Here is a 17,792-nt window from a genome sequence, read left to right on the forward strand (position 1 = left end):
CACCTAAACATGTACTACTCATTTTTGTACATTATATCATAAACCGGCACTCTTCATGGAGAAATGGTTGACGGCGGCGGAGAAAAATCATATAATGTTCTTTGTGTGAAATATTGCAGCCTTTTTGTTCAGCTTCTGTGTTTGCATTTTGTTCCTTAGCTGTAAGGTGTATCGTGTAACTCTCTGCTGCTGGAGCGAGGATACATGAAAACAAAATGTGCACGGTCGGATCGAACAGACGGTTTTTATTTTCCACAAAATAAAACCAAAGGAGGAGTCACATTATGGCTCGCTATACAGGTCCATCTTGGAAACTGTCTCGCCGTTTAGGAATCTCTCTTAGCGGTACAGGTAAAGAATTAGAAAAACGCCCTTACGCACCAGGCCCCCACGGTCCGGGACAGCGTAAAAAACTATCAGAATACGGTTTGCAATTGCAAGAAAAGCAAAAACTTCGTCACATGTACGGTGTAAACGAACGTCAATTCCGCACATTGTTTGACAAAGCTGCAAAAATGACTGGTAAACACGGCGAAAACTTCATGATTCTTTTAGATGCACGTCTTGATAACGTTGTGTACAAGCTCGGTCTTGCGCGCACTCGCCGTCAAGCACGCCAATTAGTTAACCACGGTCACATCCTTGTTGACGGAAGCCGCGTTGACATTCCGTCTTACCAAGTAAAACCTGGTCAAACAATCGGTGTTCGCGAAAAATCAAGAAACCTTTCTATCATCAAAGAATCTGTAGAAGTAAACAACTTCGTTCCTGAGTACCTTACTTTCGACGCTGAAAAGCTTGAAGGTACATTCACTCGTCTTCCAGAGCGCTCTGAGCTTGCTCCGGAAATTAACGAAGCGCTTATCGTTGAGTTCTACTCCCGTTAAGTAAAACGCTCTTTAAAGAGCATTGGATTAAACCCCGGACATGTTGTGATGACAATGTTTCCGGGGTTTTTCTTTTGGGCTGTCAGAATAATGGACAGATGCTCCCTCTCTTTATTAAAAAAAGCCCCTGTCCGGGGCTTTTTTTATGTGCCTACTGGCTTTTCAGCTACATGTACATTAGAAACCCCCATTTGACAAGCAGAAGAAATTTTCCACATAATAAATCACCATACCTTACAAAAAGGAGAGACGAAATGAACAGCATCCCCTCTATTATCAGCAAGCACAAAGCCTATTTTGCGGCGGGGCATACGAGACAGCTAGAATCGAGACTGAACATGCTGCAAAAGCTGAAACAAGCCATCAAAACACAAGAAGCCGATATAACAGCCGCTCTCTATCAGGATCTCCACAAATCCGAACAGGAGTCGTACACGACAGAAATCGGAATTGTACTGGAGGAAATCAGTTTTGTGATGAAGCGGCTGGGAAAATGGATCAAACCGAAACGAGTCAAAACGCCTCTGACTCACCTAGGCTCGAAAAGCATCATTATCCCTGAGCCATATGGAACCGTTTTGGTGATTGCGCCTTGGAACTATCCCTTGCAGCTGGCGCTTTCTCCGTTGATTGGAGCCATTGCAGCGGGGAACACGGTCGTTCTCAAACCGTCAGAATATACGCCGGCGGTTTCCGCTGTTCTTTCCAAACTCATCAGCAGCGTTTTTTCGAGTGACTATGTCGCTATGGCGGAGGGCGGGCCCGACGTCAGCACTGTGTTATTACAGCAGCCCTTTGACTATATTTTCTTCACTGGAAGCGTTGCCGTGGGAAAAATCGTCATGGAGGCCGCCGCCAAACAATTAATTCCCGTTACCTTGGAGCTCGGCGGCAAAAGTCCCTGCATTGTCCATAAGGATGCTGATATACAGCTTGCCGCCAAACGCATCGTCTTCGGGAAATTTACAAATGCAGGGCAAACCTGCATCGCACCGGATTATTTATTTGTCCACCAAGATATCAAAACGAAGCTCACAGAAGAAATGAAGCGTGCGATCAGTGAATTTTACGGCCCTCAGCCTGAACAAAATCCGCAGTACGGCAAAATCGTCAGTGAACGCCACTATCAGCGGCTGCTCAGCTTTCTGAATGATGGCATCCCGCTCACAGGCGGACAATTTAATCCTGATCACCACAAAATAGCGCCGACGATTCTAGATCAAGTGAAGGATGACTCTCCAGTGATGCAGGAGGAGATTTTCGGGCCGATTCTTCCGCTCTTTACATACGGCGATATCGATGAAGTCATCGAGAAAGTCCAATCACGCCCAAAGCCGCTCGCCCTGTATCTCTTCACCACAAACAAAGAAACTGAGCGCGCTGTTTTAGAGAACCTGTCGTTTGGCGGCGGCTGTGTCAATGATACGTTAATGCACGTCGCGACGCCGTATTTGCCATTCGGCGGCGTCGGGGAAAGCGGCATCGGCAGCTATCACGGATTTGACAGCTTTAACACGTTTACGCACAAAAAAAGCGTCGTCAAACAAACGAACCGCTTCGACTTCGCTTTCCGTTATCCTTCTTCCAAAAACGGGCTGCGAATGATTCGGAAAATACTTAAATAAAAAAGCGCAGAGTATCTGCGCTTTTTATAAATCCTCTATACACCAATTAATCGGTTCGTCTCCTAATTCATCTAAAAGCGGTTTGATCTCTTCAAAATATTTCTCAGCAGACTCGACGTCTTGTTGTTTTATCGCGATATACCAATCATTTAATATATTTGCAACATTTTTAGAGGCCAGTTTACTCATATGACTAAAAGGCCCTTCCGTCTAGGAAAGGCCTTTCTACTTAAAAAATTCAATTTTTATATGATTTTCTCTTTTCATAGATAAAAGAAACAATGATGAGAATCAGAGCAACAAAAATATATGGAATATCATTGTTACTAAAATTCAAAGAAAAGGAAACAATGATATACACCAATAACAAGCCTACCAAGATGTAATTAATAATTTTATGCATTTAGCCCACCCTGAATTCTTTTAATTTTTTAAAACTTTGGCACACAAGTAAAAAGGTTATAAGTATAGATCAAATAAAATCCTTGTCATTCCAATCACATAGGCCCTCTCCGGCTGCTAATGCAGCTAAACCAGAAGCAGCGATAACCGGAACACCTAATTCAGAAGCAAGCAAAGAAACTCCTGCACCCGCCAAAATTAATTTTTGGGCTTTTGCAGATTTAGAATGAGAGATAAACCATGATGCTTGAGCAGCAACATCACTATCTTCTGCTCCAGAAACTTTTATATCAGATATATTACTACCTAATTTATATTAATCTTTTTTTACATCTTTATTTAAATTTTCCAACGATTCATTGAATTCCTCGAAAGCTTTTTCGCTAACATTTGCATTTTTGCATTCTTGTAAAAGTTTTCAGCAAAACCATCCTTATTAACTACTGCTTTTTCTTCTAAATCAGATTTTGCAACCTCTAAGGCAATTTTCATATCAGTATCCGTATCTTTTAATTCATAGGTTTTCCGTATTTATCGGTCACCTCTCTGATAATGGTTGTGAACACTCCTAAGAATTTTAGGGGCTGAGAAAGTTTCAGCCGAAGCAAATGACGGCAAAGTTAAACTAGATGCAATTGCGATAGACATTACTGAACTAAAAATCTTAAATTTCAAAATACATTTCTTCTTTTAAAAAACCATATCAAACTCTGGTTTTCAAAAAAACCCCAGCACCATACTTCGGTTAAAATTAACCAGTAAAGCTTTTTTCACCCCTGATCATTTAGTTTTATTCACTTGACCATCGGAAGGTATAAACAACTACTTATCTCAATAAATCCAGGATTTTATATCTAGTTTCCTGCCCGTAAATACCATCAGAGGTCAACCCATACATGGAATGTAATCGTTTGACTGCATTTGATGTTTTAGCCCATATGTGCTATCAATCCCACTGATTCCTTTTGTCCGGGTAGAAATAAAGAGCCGCCAACGCTGTCATGTATTTATTTTACGGCTGCGCCCCTGATTAATGGGTTTGTGACTTTGAAACTTTGTTTTGAGCTTTACGGCAGGCGTTCTTTGGCCGCAGCTTTTCAGCTCATTATCACTCTTTATATAAAACACTTTCACGTATCCGTGGAATGTCTGGCCTTTTGAATTGGTGTACTCAATATATCCCATCCGTTCACAGTTGAAACGAGCTGATATTTTCAATCGTGTCGGCCATTCACTTTTTAACGCGGGTCTTAAAGATAGAACGGAAGGGCCAATAGCTGTTCCTGAAATTACTGCAGATAATCAATAATAATCAAAATATCTTTTATAAGCAAATTCATGTTTCATTTTTCTGACCTTTGACCATATTTCGTTAACTGTAAACGTCTGGGCGGTCAAAAATTCCGAGATCAGCAGAGCCGAGAACCCCGTTTACTTGTAAAAGCAATATTTCCAAGGATGGAATGGCATTTCAGGAACTGCTTTTTCAAGGAACAAAATACCCACTCCCAAAACGGGGCCGATATAAAATAAAAAAAGCACCCAATCCGGATGCTTAACATCGCCCTTCCTTCTTCAATCACACCATACTCAGCTGCGGTTCAAATAATTCATAGTGAATGGATTCCGGCGGTGTATTGAATTCAGAAATCAGCTTTTTCATTTCTTTAATGAACGACGGTGATCCGCACAGGTAAAAATCAGCATCTTTATCTGTCATCACTTCTTCTAACAGCTGTTTGTCAATCCGGCCTTCCCGAAAACGAATGTTTTCTGAACGGTCTTGTTCGGACGGCTCGCTGTAAATAAAGAGGGTGTCAACGGATGAGTGTTCCGCGGCTTCTTCAGCTTCATACCGCAACGCATGATACTCTCCGCTCCTTGCCGCATGGATAAAGAGAACGTTTCGCCGCGGCTGGGTTTTGGCAACCGTCTTTAACATGCTGATCATCGGAGTAATTCCGACACCGGCACTGATGAGAACGAGATTCTTTTTGGAATCAGGGTCTAATACGAAATCCCCGGCCGGAGCGCTGATCTCAATTGAATCCTTTTCGTGTAATTGGTCATGCAGATATGAGGAAACAACCCCTTCTTTTTTAACGGAAATCCGGTAATAATCCTTACCGGACACGTCGGATAAGCTGTACTGGCGGATATGCGTATAGCCCGTGTCCGGAATATATACTTTTACACTGATATACTGTCCCGCTTTGAATTCGGGGATAACTTGTCCGTCTTCCGGTTTTAAATAAAACGACGTTATCTCTTTGCTTTCTTTTACCTTTTTATCAATTTTAAACGCCTTATAGTCTTTCCAGCCGCCTTTTTGCGTTTCCGCTTGTTCATACATGTCCTTCTCAATTCCGATAAAAGCGTCTGCAATGACGCCGTATGCTTTTTCCCATGCCTGAATGACCTCAGGAGCGGCCCCGTCTTTTAGCACATCCTTTATCGCGATTAACAAGTACTTTCCAACGATTGGGTAATGCTCGGGCTTAACACCGATACTCCGGTGCTTATGGCTGATTTGTTTGACGACGGGGACTATGTTTTCCAGCCGGTCAATATTGGCTGCGGCCGCGATCACAGCATTCGACAAGGCCGTACGCTGTGTTTTTTTCTTTTGATTTGTCTGATTAAAGATATTCAGCAGCTCAGGGTGATGCTGAAACAGCAGGTCATAAAATCGGCCTGTGATTTCTTCACCATGCTCTTCTAAGACCGGCACTGTGCTTTTAATGATTTCAATCGTTTTTTCTTCGAGCATTCTGAAATCCCCCTAAAGATGTATGCATCTCGATTGACCTGAGAAAAGAATCGTTTTTGAATTCTTTTTTATAGATTTCCCCGTTCAAAAAGGGTTAGCCATACCAATTTGAGACGGATTCAGGAAAAACCAGAAAAACGAAATTGCAGCTGGAAAATTGTGGACTTGCCATAGTGTACTTGTCCGATGCAAAATCCTCCTTTTCAGCATTTAATAAAGTACGGGAGGTGAGATGAATGGGTAAAAAATCGAAAGTGTATTACTGTGACCCTAAGTATATTGTGACTGACAAGTATACTGACAAAGAAGTGGTTTACGTCCATCCCATCAAACACATTAACAGAGAACATATCCGTTATGTTCCCCGCCACGTTTATCAGGAAGAAACAATTCACGAAGTCATTGATCCGGGCGATCCGGGGAAATGCGGGTGTAAAAAGGATAAAAAAAGACGCAAAAAGTAATTGGTTCGATTTCTTGCCTCAGCAGACCTCCGTACCTTTTGGCTCCTCTTTTTCAGAGGGGTCTTTTTTCATGCCGTATCTTCAAGCAAATACGTTGTGAGGCGGCAATCCGCCTGATATTCTTGTCATATACAAATTCACAGGAGGCATGATGATGAGCAAAAAAATCGCAGTTCTGATGACAGATCAATTTGAGGATATTGAATATACAAGCCCGGCGGAAGCATTTAAAGAAGCGGGCCACAGTGTGGTGACAATAGATTTAGAAGCAGGGAAAGAAGTGACGGGCAAGCACGGTGAGAAAGTAAAGATCGATCAAGCGATCTCAGACGCAGAGCCCAAGGAATTCGATGCGTTATTGATTCCCGGAGGCTTTTCACCGGATCTTCTGCGCGGAGATGACCGCCCGGGTGAATTCACTAAATCATTCGTGGAAAATCAGAAACCCGTTTTCGCGATCTGCCACGGCCCGCAGCTGCTGATTGATACCGACCTTCTTAAAGGAAAAGATATCACGGGATTCCGCAGCATCCGCAAAGACTTAATCAATGCCGGCGCACATTATAAAGATGAAGAAGTCGTCGTGAGCCATAACATCGTAACGAGCAGAACGCCTGACGATTTGGAAGCCTTTAATCGTGAATCATTGAACCTGCTGAAATAAGCGAATAAAAATGCACAGACCCGTTCAGTCTGTGCATTTTTTTATGGATTGATAAAGAAACACCAATAGTTAGACCTATTCTCTTCCCCATCCATAATAAGTAAAATAAAGAGTGGGTTTTTCAACACTCGACGGGAGGTTCACTTATGTGGATGATCATTTTGCTGCTGATCATTTTAATCGGTTTTACCGGTAATATCATCTCGCTTTTGAGAGCGCAAAAACACGCATCTCAAAGAATAATTGAGCTTTTAGAAAAGCAAGGCCGAAAATAATCTGTTAGCGTTGTGTTACCCGTAATAGTAATAATAATTCCGGCAGATTTCCTGAAATATGATTTGATGCCCTTTCTCGTTCGGATGAAGACCTTCTGACATGCACATGCTGCGGAAAGCGGGATTATACGGGTCGATGAGATCTGTATCAAACAGGTCGGCATACGGTACAGAGAGGAGTGTGCAGGCTTCTTTTTGGGCTTTCACATAGTCAGCCAGCTTCAGGCCCAGTTTATTTTTATCAGTATCACGGCGGACGATTTTTCCTTTTGATATTTTTGCTTGTCTCGTTGGGGTCACCACAATGATGCTCGCGCCTTTATTTCCGCTCCGCAGCTGCTGGATCACTTGGCAGAAGCCTCCGTAAAATGTGGTGATATCCTTTTCATCTGTGCCGATGGGAATGTGGTTGCACCAATCATCATCTGTTCCCTGGACAATGATGACATCATGTCCCTTTGTTTTAAGCGCCTGCTGATAAATGTTACCGCTTCCGTTGTTGCTCATGTTAACGCCGCTGACAGACAGATTGGTTATTTCAGCGTTTGTCCGGTCTTTCAGAATGTCACCAAAGCCGTATTCCGCACGCAGCCCCCGGGCGACGCTGTCACCTAAGATCGCGATTTTTGAAGCCTTCCGCAGCCTGCTTATGCTGATGAAGTCAATGCTGATATGCCCGCTGTCCGTGATATGCAAAAGCTTGCTGCTTATGTTTGGCAAAGAGACTGTCTTTCCTTCAGAGTTATAAAAATCCTCATTCAGCTTCATTCGGCGTCATCCCTTCCTTTTTATCCTCCGGCATCTTTTTTGACATAAAAAACGGACACGAACAAACAGCGCCATGTTGTCAGTTCAGTGTCCGCAGATGATGATACCGGATCTTTTATGCAGTTCTCTTGCCATTATAGCAGATCCCCGTTACTTGTAATAGAGTCTGCAGTCAGCATTTAAAACAGCGTTTGCGGGTACGTTTTTGATGAGACCGTCTGCTGCGGGAACGGTGTGTCCGGCGATGCGTCCGTCTTCTGCTGCGGGAACGGTGTGTCCGGTGATGCGTCCGTCTTCTGCTGCGGGAGCGGTGTGTCCGGTGATGGCTCCGTCTTCTGCTGCGGGAACGGTGTGTCCGGTGATGCGTCCGTCTTCTGCTGCGGGAACGGTGTGTCCGTTTTCTGCTGCGGGAACGGCGCGAACATTTTTTAGAAACCGGTTCTTGGTATAAATACTCCCCTAAACCTTCTCTTTCCGCAACGGCAACTCCATGTTCAATTTCTTTAACAGAAATAGCGTTCAATTCTGTTCACCTCCCTTTTTCTTTACAACATAACGTATGAAATGAACCCCTCACGTGTATAAGCTTCTCTCTCATATGAGCGAGAAATAGTCATTTATACAACAAAAAGACCCGTGGGAACGGGCCTTTTGCCGGGAACAAACGCAAACATAAGATCGATTTATTTCTTCCTCTCGCTCTCCGGCTCGGGGTGAATCATTACCTGTGCTTGTTTGAATTCATTCGTAATATCTCTTTCAATGCGGTCACACAGGTCGTGCACGTCTTTAATCGTCACGTGAGAGGCTACGACCAGGTGAAAATCAATATACTCCTGCGGGCCGGAGCGTCTTGTACGAAAATCGTGAATTTCAATAAATTCCTGTTGAAATGTTTCAATAATCTTTAAAATTGTTTTTTCTTCCTCTTCCGACAAACGGGTATCAATCAGCGGCGGGAATGCTTCTTTCATTAACTTAAACGCTTCATATATGATATACATCGCCAGCACCATACCTATAATGGGATCAAGTATGTACCACTCCGTTATGGTAACGACCAAAAGGCTTGCCGCTACGCCTAATGATGTGTACACGTCAGTCAGTAAATGCAGGGCATTTGATTTCATTGCCACGGAATTAACCTTTTCGGCTTCTCTTTTTACGAACTTCGAAACGATCAAATTAATGAGAGCCCCCGCAAGCATCACAACAATGCCCAATACGGGCAGATGAACCGGCGCCGGGTTGACCAGTTTTTGAACGCATTCATATATCATCCAAATCCCTGCCGCAAAAATCAGAATCGTCTCGATAGTCCCCGACAGATTCTCGACTTTTCCATGACCGTACGGATGCCCTGTATCAGCCGGCTTTTTTGAAATCCTGACGGAGATAAAGGCGATGAAGGCGGCGATCAAATCTAAAAAAGAATGAATGGCTTCAGAAAGTATCGCGACAGATCCGGTTATTATCCCCACCACTATTTTGAGCATGACGACCAGGGAATTGCTTATAACCGATAAAAAAGCGATTTTAGAGGTGTTTTCCACCGTGATCCTCCTCTTTTTAACTTCTTGAATTTATCGTATCAAACGGCATTCGTGTGGGTCTACGGCAACGTTTTTCACAAAAGCCATACATGTAACTCACCATAAACTAAGTTGGAAAGCGACAAAACAGGCGCACCTTTCTTTCAGCACTCAAGTCCCATTGACAAGATATAATCGCTTACATTATAGTAGTTTCATGAATAACCACTACGGAGGATGTTTATGGAGGATGTTCTGAAAGAATTACAGAAATTTGGATTTTCTCAATATGAATGTAAAGCATATATCGGCTTGTTGAAACACTCGCCTGTTACCGGATATGAAATCAGCAAAAGGTCAGGCGTCCCCCGCTCAATGATCTATGAGGTATTGGGGAAATTAGTTGATAAAGGCGCTGTCCATATTGTGCCGTCTGATCCGGTTACATATGCCCCGCTGGCCGGAAAGGAATTAATCGACCGGCTCCGGCACGATTTCGAGAGCTCATTCGGCTACCTTGAGGAAAAGTTATTGGCGCTGGAAAGCGAGCAGGAGATGAATGTCATCCGCCGCATCAGCACGAATGATCATGTCATCAATGAGATGAAGGATATGATTGAAAAAGCCGAGGAAGAGTTGTGGCTGTCTGTCTGGGAACAGCAGATTCCCTTTATTCAAGAAGCCGCTAACAAACGCGCCGCCGAACAATTGCCCGTCTTTTCGATTGTGTTCGGCCCTCCGGAAGTGAAACTTGGAAATACGACAAATCATAATATGTCTCCTGAAGTGGCGGAGAAACGGATGGGCGGGAGATTAACGATAGCTGCCCGCGATAATAAAGAAGTCTTAATCGCCAATTTTTCTCCGCAGACGAATGCCTGGGCCATTAAATCAGAAGATCCCGCTCTCGTTCTCGTGGCTATGGAATATATGAGGCACGATCTGATGTTCGCGGAGCTTGTGAAAGAAGTCGGGGCTGAGAAAGTTGAAGGCCTGATGAAACAAAATCATTCGTTATTTCATGTCGTCACCGGAAATCGGTTCATATAAATGTGAACCGTATTTTCTTTGATTTTTTCATTAGTCGTTATCATTATAATCTCTATGAAAGGAGTATAAAAAATGATTAACACAGAAGTGCAAAAAACCGCCGTTTCCCGGGAAATGAACGATACGTTTTTACAGGGGGTGCGGGATTGTGTGCCTACGCTGCTGGGCTATATGAGCATCGGTTTTGCTTTCGGCATCGTTGGCGTTGCCTCACATCTAAGCATTCTTGAAATTTGTTTGTTATCTTTATGTGTCTATGCCGGCGCCGCCCAATTTATTATTTGCTCGCTCCTTGTTTCCGGGAGTCCTATTTCCGCCATTATTTTAACGACGTTTATCGTCAATCTGCGGCACCTTCTGCTGAGCCTGACCATCGCGCCGTATTTCACGAAATACTCTTTGGCGAAAAATATCGGCTTCGGGGCTTTGCTTACTGACGAATCTTTCGGGGTAGCGGTGAACAAAGCGGCTCAGAACGGCAGGTTATACGATAAGTGGATGAACGGTCTCAATATAACCGCTTACGTGTGCTGGGTTATTTCCTGCGTGATGGGCGGGCTTCTCGGACAATGGATATCTGATCCTTACGCGCTCGGCCTGGACTTTGCTTTGCCCGCTATGTTTGCGGCGCTGCTTGTGCTGCAATTGCAGTCGTCCGCTTCGGAAAAGCTGAAGCACAGCCTCTCCTTAATTCTCTATATGATCATTTTTATGGTCTTGTTATCGTATTTCGTCCCGTCACACATCGCGGTTATCGCCTCAACCGTGATTGTGGCAACGATCGGGGTGGTGACGGACAAATGAGCATCAGCACACAAATGATCTGGATTATACTCGGCTGCATGATTGTTACACTTGTGCCGCGCATTGTTCCGTTTATATTTGTCCGGAACATTCAGATGCCTGAGTTGGCTTTAAAATGGCTCTCCTTTATTCCGCTTTGTATTTTGACGGCTCTGGTAACGGAAAGCATGATTGTGAAAACAAACAGCGCTTTGACCTTTGATTGGAAAGCAATGATCGTTCTCATCCCGACATTGCTTTGCGCGATGCGGACAAAAAGCTTATCCATCACGGTCATCACAGGAGTCGTGCTGATGGCCGCCGTCAGGCTGATATGGTGACAATCAAAAGCCTCCATTCCGCAGAATGGAGGCTTTCCCTTTATGATGTCGGATTTTCTTCTTCCGTCTCTGATTCCTCGGCTTTGGCTTCGGCATTTATGCTTTGCTGCTGTTCCCAATGATCCCGCTGCAATCTTTCTTTTGCGATGGTAAACATGAAATTCACGGCGCAGCACCCCTTCCCTGTTTTGCTTATACTATGTACTGTACTCATTTCCCCGTGCAGTATTCACAAAACATAAAAAAGCAGCCTGCCGCATTGAGCGGCCGGACTGCTTTTTATTTTCAGTACGTGATCAGGAAGTATTTTTTCTTTCCGCGGCGCAGTACGGTAAATTGATCTTCAATGCGGTCTTCCGCAGTCAGAAGATGCCCGATGTCCGTCTGGCGCTCGCCGTTAATGTAAACAGCTCCGTTTTGAATGTCTTCGCGGGCCTGCCGTTTTGAAGGCGACAATTTAGATTCCACAAGCACGTCTACTAAAGACAGTTCTTCAGAGCGGTCTTTTTCAAACGAAGGTACATCTTTAAATCCTACCTTGACGTCTTGAGCGGAAAGCTCTTTAATATTGCCGCTGAATAGCGCCTGGGAGATATGAACGGCCTGCTCAAGCGCTTCGCGGCCGTGTACAAGAACAGTCACCTCTTCGGCGAGACGTTTCTGCGCTTCTCTTTTCTCAGGAGCCGTCTCCGTTTTTTCAGCATAAGCTTCAATTTCCTCTTTTGACAAGAAAGTAAAGTATTTTAAGTATTTGACGACGTCGCGGTCATCTGTATTGATCCAGAACTGGTAGAATTCGTACGGCGATGTTTTTTCTTTATCAAGCCAAATGGCGCCGCCTTCCGTTTTGCCGAATTTCGTGCCGTCAGCTTTTGTGACGAGCGGAATGGTAAGACCGAAAGCTTTCGCCCCTTCTTCTTCTGATTTTCTGATCAGTTCAAGACCGGCCGTGATGTTGCCCCACTGGTCACTGCCTCCGATTTGGAGTTTGCAGTTCTTTTCTCTGTACAGATTCAGAAAATCGTAGGATTGCAGGATCATGTAGCTGAATTCTGTGTAAGAAATTCCGGTTTCAATTCTTGAGCTTACAGTATCTTTCGCAAGCATGTAGTTAATTCCGAAGTTCTTTCCGACGTCACGGAGAAATTCAATAATGCTCAGCTTTCCGATCCAATCAAAGTTGTTCGCTATGACAGCGGGGTTTTCTCCGGCCTCGAAATCTAAAAATCGGGAAAGCTGATTTTTAATTTTTTGCGACCATTCGACAACGATATCCTGAGTATTTAACGTACGCTCCGCTTTTTTGCCGCTCGGATCGCCGATCAGTCCCGTCGCGCCGCCTACAAGCGCAATCGGATGGTGGCCTGCAAGCTGGAAACGGCGCAGTGTCAATATCGGCAGAAGGTGTCCGATGTGCAGGCTGTCAGCCGTCGGGTCAAACCCTGAGTATAAACGGATTTTTTCTTCGTTCAGCTGTTTATTCAGTCCTTCTTCATCCGTCATTTGCTGGATTAAGCCGCGGAATGATAAATCCTCTAATAAGTTAGTCATTTTGTCTGCTCCTTTGTTTATGAAAATAAAAAACGCCCCTTCGTTTAAAACGAAGGGACGATATAATCGCGGTACCACCCTACTAATAAAAACATAAAAAAAGCTTTTATCACTCTTTTTGATAACGGACCGTGTCCGCTCTTTCACTACTGAAAGCCTTGGAATGGCTTTGTTCGCAAAAGCGGTTCATGAGTGTATTCGGCATATCTTATGTGCTGATTTTCACCGGCCATCAGCTCTCTTGAACAATCAGATACCCTACTTGTCTCAATCAAAACCTTTTCGTATGAAGCTTACTCATTTTTAACATAAATAAGATACGATGTCAACGCCGTCTTTAATCTTCCATTGTGGACAGGTCGCCTGCCGGCAGGTTCAGCTCCCATGCCTTCAGCACACGTCTCATGATTTTTCCGCTCCGTGTTTTTGGAAGTTTATCTTTGAATTCAATTTCCCGCGGTGCGGCATGCGCGGCAAGCCCCTGTTTTACAAAGAGGCGAATGTCCTCCTTCAGCTGATCGGATGGCTCATGCCCTTCTCTGAGCGCGATAAACGCTTTAATAATTTCTCCCCGGACAGGGTCCGGCTTTCCGATAACGCCGGCTTCGGCAATCGCCGGATGTTCAACAAGTTTGCTTTCGACTTCAAACGGGCCGACGCGCTCGCCGGATGTCATGATGACATCATCGACTCTGCCTTGGAACCAGAAATAACCGTCTTCATCCATATAAGCAGAATCTCCGGAAACATACCAGCCGCCCGGCATGAAATAAGAATCATATTTCTCTTTGTTATTCCAAATGGAATCCATCATCGACGGCCAGCCCTTTTTAATGGCGAGATTTCCCATTCGGTACGGCGGAAGCTCATTTCCCTGATTGTCAACGATCGCCGCTTCCACTCCCGGAATCGGTTTCCCCATTGAACCCGGCTTGATCTCCATGCAAGGATAATTGCAGATGAGCTGACCGCCCGTTTCTGTCATCCACCATGTGTCGTGGATGCGCTTGCCGAATACTTTATGTCCCCACTTGATGACCTCGGGGTTCAAAGGTTCTCCGACACTCAGGACGTGACGAAGTGAAGTAAGGTCAAATTTGGATGCCATTTCATCTCCGGCGCCCATAAGCATTCTGAAAGCCGTCGGAGCGCTGTACCAGACGCTGACACCGAGCTTCTCAATCGTGCCGTACCAGTTTTCCGGACTGAATCTGCCGCCGACGATCACATTCGCCGCTCCGTTCAGCCACGGCGCAAATATCCCGTACACCGTCCCGGTCACCCAGCCCGGGTCCGCAGTGCACCAGTAAATATCGTCTTCTTTAAGATCAAGCACCCACTTGCCGGTCTGGTATTGCTGAATCATGGCTTCATGAACGTGGAGCACACCTTTGGGCGTTCCGGTAGATCCTGATGTGTAGTGAAGCAGGTAGCCGTCTCTTCTGTCCATCCATTCAATATCAAGTCTCGTGCTTTCTCCCTCAGCCGCTTTATCATAATGGATGATTTTATCTCCCGCTTCTTTGCTGCCGCCGACAATGAAAATATGCTCGAGGTCGGGCAGGCTGTCCGCCGGAATCCGTTCGGCCAGTTCAGGTGTCGTCACGACAACCTTTGCCTGGCTGTTCAAGAGGCGGTCTTTGACGGCGCCTTCCATAAACGCTTCAAATAAAGGACCGGCGATCGCACCGATTTTAATTGCGCCGAGCATGATAAAGTAAAGCTCCGGCGAACGCGGCATGAAAATAAAAACGCGGTCCCCTTTTTCCACGTTTCCATACCGTCTCAGTACATTTCCCGCCCGGTTCGATTCCTCCATCATTTCTTTAAATGTGTATTTTTCATCCCGGTTTGCGTCCTTGTAATACAGCGCTACTTTGTTTTTTCGAAATGATTCGGCATGACGGTCAATTGCTTCATACGCCGCATTCAGCTTCCCCGTCTGATGCCAGGAAAACTCCGCTTCGACCTCTTTCCAATCGAAGCTGCGGTACGTTTCCTCATAATTTCGCAGATGATAATTCCCCTTTTCCGCCGGCAACGCTTTCAAATTCATGCAACATCCCCCTTTGCTTATCTATAGACTAATTATAGTAGATGTTCACAGTTTTCTCAATTTTTAAAATATAAATTACAACACTATTGAAAACGCTTTATATTTTGTTATGCTTAAGGGAGATGTGTTTTTATTAAGAACCGACAGGCGGTGAATCAGTGAAACATCATAAAACGTACCATTCTTCATTAATTCAGACAGCAGCCGGCCCTCTTTTAGTAGAAGGGCCCGTTCCTCCAGATGACCTAGCACAGTATGAGTTTCATGAAGGCCTGACAGCCTTTCGCCTTCCTCATGAACAGCACAAAGCGTTAATCGAGATCGCCGGGCTTGCTGAAGGTCGGATCATTATCGCCAGGGACGGACAGACGATTATCGGCTATGTGACGTATTTATATCCTGATCCGCTTGAACGGTGGTCTGACGGAAATATGGAAGACCTCCTTGAACTCGGGGCGATCGAGGTCGCTCCCGGCTACAGGGGCTGTTCTGTCGGAAAAACGCTGCTGACAGTCAGCATGATGGATGAACAGATGGAACGGTACATCATCATGACGACGGAATATTACTGGCATTGGGATTTAAAAGGAATGAAAAAAGATGTGTGGGAATACAGAAAGATCATGGAAAAGATGATGAATGCCGGGGGTCTTGTCTGGTTCGCAACGGATGAACCGGAAATCAGCTCTCACCCGGCCAATTGTCTGATGGCCCGCATCGGCAGGCACGTCAGTCAGGAGTCAATTGAACAGTTCGACAGGCTTCGTTTTTATCAGCGATTTATGTATTGACTGACATACAAAGGGGATAAAAAGATGATTGCAGAACAAATCATGAAACGGGACGTCATCACCGTCTCAAAACACGACTCCATTGAAACAGCCGTCCGTAAAATGAAGGCATATCATATCCGCCATCTCCCTGTCATCGACGACGAGCTGCACGTCACCGGTATTGTCACAGATAGAGACATTAAACAGGCCGGCCCCGGCAGCTTTGAACAAAAGGAACGCGGCGCGTTTCTGACAAACAAAGTGGAGACCATTATGAAGCGGAATGTCATCTGCGCCCATCCGCTTGACTTTGTAGAAGAAATATCCGCTTCCTTTTATGAGCACGGCATCGGCTGTCTGCCGATTACGGTAAACCATAAGCTGACGGGCATTTTAACGAAAACCGACGTGCTCCGGACTTTCGTCAGCCTGACAGGCGCGGCCCAGCCGGGATCACAGGTGGAAATCCTGGTGACGGATATGACAAAAAGCCTTGCTGATCTCAGCTGCATGTGCCGTGATCTTCAGCTGCAAATCCTGAGTGTGCTCGTCTATCCCCATGATTCCGCCGGGTCGAACATTCTCGTCTTCCGGGTGAAGACGATGAATCCGCTCCCTTTTATCCGTGCCGTTCAAGAAGCCGGATACAATGTCTTATGGCCGAAACATTTGAGGGATCAGCCATGAGAGACAGCGTTTTTGTTTACTCGCCTTCTTATCAGACGTATCAATTTCATCAGGAACATCCGTTCAATCAGCGCCGCGTGCTTTTAACATACGATCTGCTTCAGGCGGCGGATGCGTTTGACGAAGGAGATATCGTCACACCGCGCACGGCCGCTAAAGAAGAGTTGGCTCTCGTTCATACGGAGGATTATATACAGGCGGTGGAACTAGCGGGTGCGGGCCGGCTCCCTGCCGCGGAAGGAGAAAGCTACGGTCTCGGAACGGAAGACACTCCCGTTTTTGCCGGCATGCATGATGCCGCGTCACTTCTGGTGGGCGGCACCTTAACGGCGGCTGATTATGTCATGACGGGACAAGCTAGGCACGCCTGCAATTTAGGAGGCGGCCTTCACCACGGCTTCCGCGGCAGGGCCTCAGGCTTTTGTATCTATAATGACAGCGCCGTGGCCATCCAATACATCCAGAAGAACTACGGGGCAAAAGTGCTATACATTGATACAGACGCTCATCACGGCGACGGCGTTCAATTTACGTTTTACGACAGGTCTGATGTCTGCACTGTATCTTTTCACGAGACCGGGCGTTATTTATTTCCCGGGACGGGACAGGTACTGGAAAAAGGAAGCGGGCAAGGCTACGGCTATTCTTTTAACATTCCGCTGGACGCTTTCACAGAGGACGATTCCTTTCTTCACGCTTACAAAACGGCCGCCTCAGAAATCGCGGCTTTTTTTAAACCGGATGTGATTCTTACCCAAAACGGTGCGGACGCCCATTATTACGACCCGTTGACACACCTGTCCAATACAATCTCCATTTATCAGGAGATCCCGCGGCTCGCTCATTCATTAGCCCATCAATATTGCAGCGGCAGATGGATCGCGGTCGGCGGCGGCGGATACGATATTTGGAGAGTCGTCCCGAGAGCATGGAGCCGCATTTGGCTTGAGATGAAAGGGATTGATCCCGGGGAACGCATACCGCAGAAATGGATTGATAAATGGCAGAAGCACTCCCCCTGCACGTTGCCCGCTTTTTGGAGTGATCCTGAACAATTATATCCTCCGATTCCCCGCAAAGAAGAAATTTCAGAAAAAAATGCCCAAACCGTGGAAAAAGCACTTTTTGCCATCCGGTCTGAGCAGCGGTATAAGACAAAATAAA

At 45.5% G+C, this 17,792-nt stretch carries 20 protein-coding genes, 2 pseudogenes and 1 other annotated feature; of the genes and pseudogenes, 11 read left to right on the forward strand and 11 right to left on the reverse strand.

The window, feature by feature from the left end; translation table 11 throughout:
- Positions 1-284 precede the first annotated feature (284 nt).
- A complete protein-coding gene (gene rpsD, locus GNE05_RS14870) occupies positions 285-887 on the forward strand; it encodes a 30S ribosomal protein S4 (protein ID WP_003152406.1) in 603 nt (200 codons plus the stop codon).
- Positions 888-1,141: 254 nt separating this feature from the next.
- Complete coding sequence (locus GNE05_RS14875) at positions 1,142-2,512, forward strand: aldehyde dehydrogenase (protein ID WP_160182921.1); 1,371 nt, start codon at positions 1,142-1,144, stop codon at positions 2,510-2,512.
- Between the two features lie 24 nt (positions 2,513-2,536).
- Here GNE05_RS14875 and GNE05_RS14880 read toward each other — a convergent pair whose 3' ends face one another.
- The 4 genes and pseudogenes from GNE05_RS14880 to hmpA all read right to left on the reverse strand — a co-directional run bounded on the left by GNE05_RS14880 (position 2,537) and on the right by hmpA (position 5,684).
- The gene (locus tag GNE05_RS14880; RefSeq protein WP_160182922.1) at positions 2,537-2,701 is read right to left on the reverse strand and encodes a response regulator aspartate phosphatase; all 165 of its coding nucleotides are present in this window, start codon (positions 2,699-2,701) and stop codon (positions 2,537-2,539) included.
- Between the two features lie 552 nt (positions 2,702-3,253).
- Positions 3,254-3,406, reverse strand: a complete 153-nt coding sequence (locus GNE05_RS14885; RefSeq protein WP_160182923.1) for a hypothetical protein — start codon at positions 3,404-3,406, stop codon at positions 3,254-3,256.
- A 334-nt stretch (positions 3,407-3,740) separates the two neighbouring features.
- A pseudogene (locus tag GNE05_RS21550) lies at positions 3,741-4,128 on the reverse strand (peptidoglycan-binding domain-containing protein); the annotation flags it as partial.
- A 365-nt stretch (positions 4,129-4,493) separates the two neighbouring features.
- Positions 4,494-5,684, reverse strand: coding sequence for an NO-inducible flavohemoprotein (hmpA, locus tag GNE05_RS14895; protein WP_160182924.1), 1,191 nt, complete (start codon positions 5,682-5,684; stop codon positions 4,494-4,496).
- 236 nt (positions 5,685-5,920) lie between these two features.
- Between hmpA and GNE05_RS14900 the strand changes: the two genes are divergently transcribed.
- The 3 genes from GNE05_RS14900 to GNE05_RS21420 all read left to right on the forward strand — a co-directional run bounded on the left by GNE05_RS14900 (position 5,921) and on the right by GNE05_RS21420 (position 7,087).
- A complete protein-coding gene (locus tag GNE05_RS14900) occupies positions 5,921-6,148 on the forward strand; it encodes a hypothetical protein (protein ID WP_003152402.1) in 228 nt (75 codons plus the stop codon).
- A gap of 154 nt (positions 6,149-6,302) precedes the next feature.
- Positions 6,303-6,812, forward strand: coding sequence for a type 1 glutamine amidotransferase domain-containing protein (locus GNE05_RS14905; RefSeq protein WP_160182925.1), 510 nt, complete (start codon positions 6,303-6,305; stop codon positions 6,810-6,812).
- A 146-nt stretch (positions 6,813-6,958) separates the two neighbouring features.
- A complete protein-coding gene (locus GNE05_RS21420; RefSeq protein WP_003152400.1) occupies positions 6,959-7,087 on the forward strand; it encodes a hypothetical protein in 129 nt (42 codons plus the stop codon).
- Positions 7,088-7,102: 15 nt separating this feature from the next.
- On the opposite strand, the gene GNE05_RS14910 is transcribed toward GNE05_RS21420, so the two are convergent.
- The 4 genes and pseudogenes from GNE05_RS14910 to GNE05_RS14920 form a co-directional block, all read right to left on the reverse strand.
- Complete coding sequence (locus GNE05_RS14910) at positions 7,103-7,855, reverse strand: SGNH/GDSL hydrolase family protein (RefSeq protein ID WP_014418647.1); 753 nt, start codon at positions 7,853-7,855, stop codon at positions 7,103-7,105.
- Positions 7,856-8,034: 179 nt separating this feature from the next.
- Complete coding sequence (locus GNE05_RS14915; RefSeq protein ID WP_032863536.1) at positions 8,035-8,280, reverse strand: hypothetical protein; 246 nt, start codon at positions 8,278-8,280, stop codon at positions 8,035-8,037.
- Between the two features lie 47 nt (positions 8,281-8,327).
- Positions 8,328-8,378 (reverse strand): annotated as a pseudogene (locus GNE05_RS21555) (hypothetical protein); the annotation flags it as partial.
- Between the two features lie 160 nt (positions 8,379-8,538).
- Positions 8,539-9,408: a cation diffusion facilitator family transporter gene (locus tag GNE05_RS14920; protein ID WP_065180599.1), complete on the reverse strand. Its 870-nt coding sequence runs from the start codon at positions 9,406-9,408 to the stop codon at positions 8,539-8,541.
- A gap of 222 nt (positions 9,409-9,630) precedes the next feature.
- On the opposite strand from GNE05_RS14920, the gene GNE05_RS14925 reads away from it, so the two are divergent.
- The 3 genes from GNE05_RS14925 to GNE05_RS14935 all read left to right on the forward strand — a co-directional run bounded on the left by GNE05_RS14925 (position 9,631) and on the right by GNE05_RS14935 (position 11,561).
- Positions 9,631-10,437, forward strand: a complete 807-nt coding sequence (locus GNE05_RS14925) for a TrmB family transcriptional regulator (RefSeq protein WP_007408765.1) — start codon at positions 9,631-9,633, stop codon at positions 10,435-10,437.
- Between the two features lie 72 nt (positions 10,438-10,509).
- On the forward strand, positions 10,510-11,241 hold the full coding sequence (locus tag GNE05_RS14930) for an AzlC family ABC transporter permease (RefSeq protein ID WP_014418649.1): 732 nt from the start codon (positions 10,510-10,512) through the stop codon (positions 11,239-11,241).
- The gene (locus tag GNE05_RS14935; RefSeq protein ID WP_007408767.1) at positions 11,238-11,561 is read left to right on the forward strand and encodes an AzlD domain-containing protein; all 324 of its coding nucleotides are present in this window, start codon (positions 11,238-11,240) and stop codon (positions 11,559-11,561) included. The genes GNE05_RS14930 and GNE05_RS14935 overlap by 4 nt, the downstream gene beginning before the upstream one ends.
- Positions 11,562-11,601: 40 nt before the next feature.
- On the opposite strand, the gene sr7p is transcribed toward GNE05_RS14935, so the two are convergent.
- The 3 genes from sr7p to acsA all read right to left on the reverse strand — a co-directional run bounded on the left by sr7p (position 11,602) and on the right by acsA (position 15,168).
- Positions 11,602-11,727, reverse strand: coding sequence for a small protein SR7P (sr7p, locus tag GNE05_RS21425; RefSeq protein ID WP_007408768.1), 126 nt, complete (start codon positions 11,725-11,727; stop codon positions 11,602-11,604).
- A gap of 119 nt (positions 11,728-11,846) precedes the next feature.
- Positions 11,847-13,112 (reverse strand): tyrosine--tRNA ligase, encoded by a 1,266-nt coding sequence (tyrS, locus tag GNE05_RS14940; RefSeq protein ID WP_007613147.1) that lies wholly within the window; start codon positions 13,110-13,112, stop codon positions 11,847-11,849.
- Between the two features lie 50 nt (positions 13,113-13,162).
- Positions 13,163-13,396, reverse strand: a binding site (T-box leader).
- 53 nt (positions 13,397-13,449) lie between these two features.
- Positions 13,450-15,168, reverse strand: coding sequence for an acetate--CoA ligase (gene acsA / locus GNE05_RS14945; protein ID WP_014418650.1), 1,719 nt, complete (start codon positions 15,166-15,168; stop codon positions 13,450-13,452).
- 158 nt (positions 15,169-15,326) lie between these two features.
- On the opposite strand from acsA, the gene GNE05_RS14950 reads away from it, so the two are divergent.
- The 3 genes from GNE05_RS14950 to GNE05_RS14960 are packed head-to-tail and all read left to right on the forward strand — an operon-like array spanning position 15,327 to position 17,791.
- On the forward strand, positions 15,327-15,959 hold the full coding sequence (locus GNE05_RS14950) for a GNAT family N-acetyltransferase (protein ID WP_160182926.1): 633 nt from the start codon (positions 15,327-15,329) through the stop codon (positions 15,957-15,959).
- Between the two features lie 24 nt (positions 15,960-15,983).
- Positions 15,984-16,628 (forward strand): acetoin utilization AcuB family protein, encoded by a 645-nt coding sequence (locus GNE05_RS14955; RefSeq protein WP_014418652.1) that lies wholly within the window; start codon positions 15,984-15,986, stop codon positions 16,626-16,628.
- Positions 16,625-17,791, forward strand: a complete 1,167-nt coding sequence (locus GNE05_RS14960; RefSeq protein WP_014418653.1) for an acetoin utilization protein AcuC — start codon at positions 16,625-16,627, stop codon at positions 17,789-17,791. The genes GNE05_RS14955 and GNE05_RS14960 overlap by 4 nt, the downstream gene beginning before the upstream one ends.
- Position 17,792 lies beyond the last annotated feature (1 nt).

This window comes from Bacillus sp. AM1(2019) (genome assembly GCF_009906915.1).
Classification (GTDB): Bacteria; Bacillota; Bacilli; order Bacillales; family Bacillaceae; genus Bacillus; species Bacillus velezensis.

Bases quoted from the DNA above. Each gene is read 5' to 3' on its own strand.
- rpsD (WP_003152406.1), top strand. From the start codon at position 285: ATGGCTCGCTATACAGGTCCATCTTGGAAACTGTCTCGCCGTTTAGGA.
- GNE05_RS14875 (WP_160182921.1), top strand. From the start codon at position 1,142: ATGAACAGCATCCCCTCTATTATCAGCAAGCACAAAGCCTATTTTGCG.
- GNE05_RS14880 (WP_160182922.1), bottom strand. From the start codon at position 2,701: ATGAGTAAACTGGCCTCTAAAAATGTTGCAAATATATTAAATGATTGG.
- GNE05_RS14885 (WP_160182923.1), bottom strand. From the start codon at position 3,406: ATGAAAATTGCCTTAGAGGTTGCAAAATCTGATTTAGAAGAAAAAGCA.
- hmpA (WP_160182924.1), bottom strand. From the start codon at position 5,684: ATGCTCGAAGAAAAAACGATTGAAATCATTAAAAGCACAGTGCCGGTC.
- GNE05_RS14900 (WP_003152402.1), top strand. From the start codon at position 5,921: ATGGGTAAAAAATCGAAAGTGTATTACTGTGACCCTAAGTATATTGTG.
- GNE05_RS14905 (WP_160182925.1), top strand. From the start codon at position 6,303: ATGAGCAAAAAAATCGCAGTTCTGATGACAGATCAATTTGAGGATATT.
- GNE05_RS21420 (WP_003152400.1), top strand. From the start codon at position 6,959: ATGTGGATGATCATTTTGCTGCTGATCATTTTAATCGGTTTTACCGGT.
- GNE05_RS14910 (WP_014418647.1), bottom strand. From the start codon at position 7,855: ATGAAGCTGAATGAGGATTTTTATAACTCTGAAGGAAAGACAGTCTCT.
- GNE05_RS14915 (WP_032863536.1), bottom strand. From the start codon at position 8,280: ATGTTCGCGCCGTTCCCGCAGCAGAAAACGGACACACCGTTCCCGCAG.
- GNE05_RS14925 (WP_007408765.1), top strand. From the start codon at position 9,631: ATGGAGGATGTTCTGAAAGAATTACAGAAATTTGGATTTTCTCAATAT.
- GNE05_RS14930 (WP_014418649.1), top strand. From the start codon at position 10,510: ATGATTAACACAGAAGTGCAAAAAACCGCCGTTTCCCGGGAAATGAAC.
- GNE05_RS14935 (WP_007408767.1), top strand. From the start codon at position 11,238: ATGAGCATCAGCACACAAATGATCTGGATTATACTCGGCTGCATGATT.
- tyrS (WP_007613147.1), bottom strand. From the start codon at position 13,112: ATGACTAACTTATTAGAGGATTTATCATTCCGCGGCTTAATCCAGCAA.
- acsA (WP_014418650.1), bottom strand. From the start codon at position 15,168: ATGAATTTGAAAGCGTTGCCGGCGGAAAAGGGGAATTATCATCTGCGA.
- GNE05_RS14955 (WP_014418652.1), top strand. From the start codon at position 15,984: ATGATTGCAGAACAAATCATGAAACGGGACGTCATCACCGTCTCAAAA.
- GNE05_RS14960 (WP_014418653.1), top strand. From the start codon at position 16,625: ATGAGAGACAGCGTTTTTGTTTACTCGCCTTCTTATCAGACGTATCAA.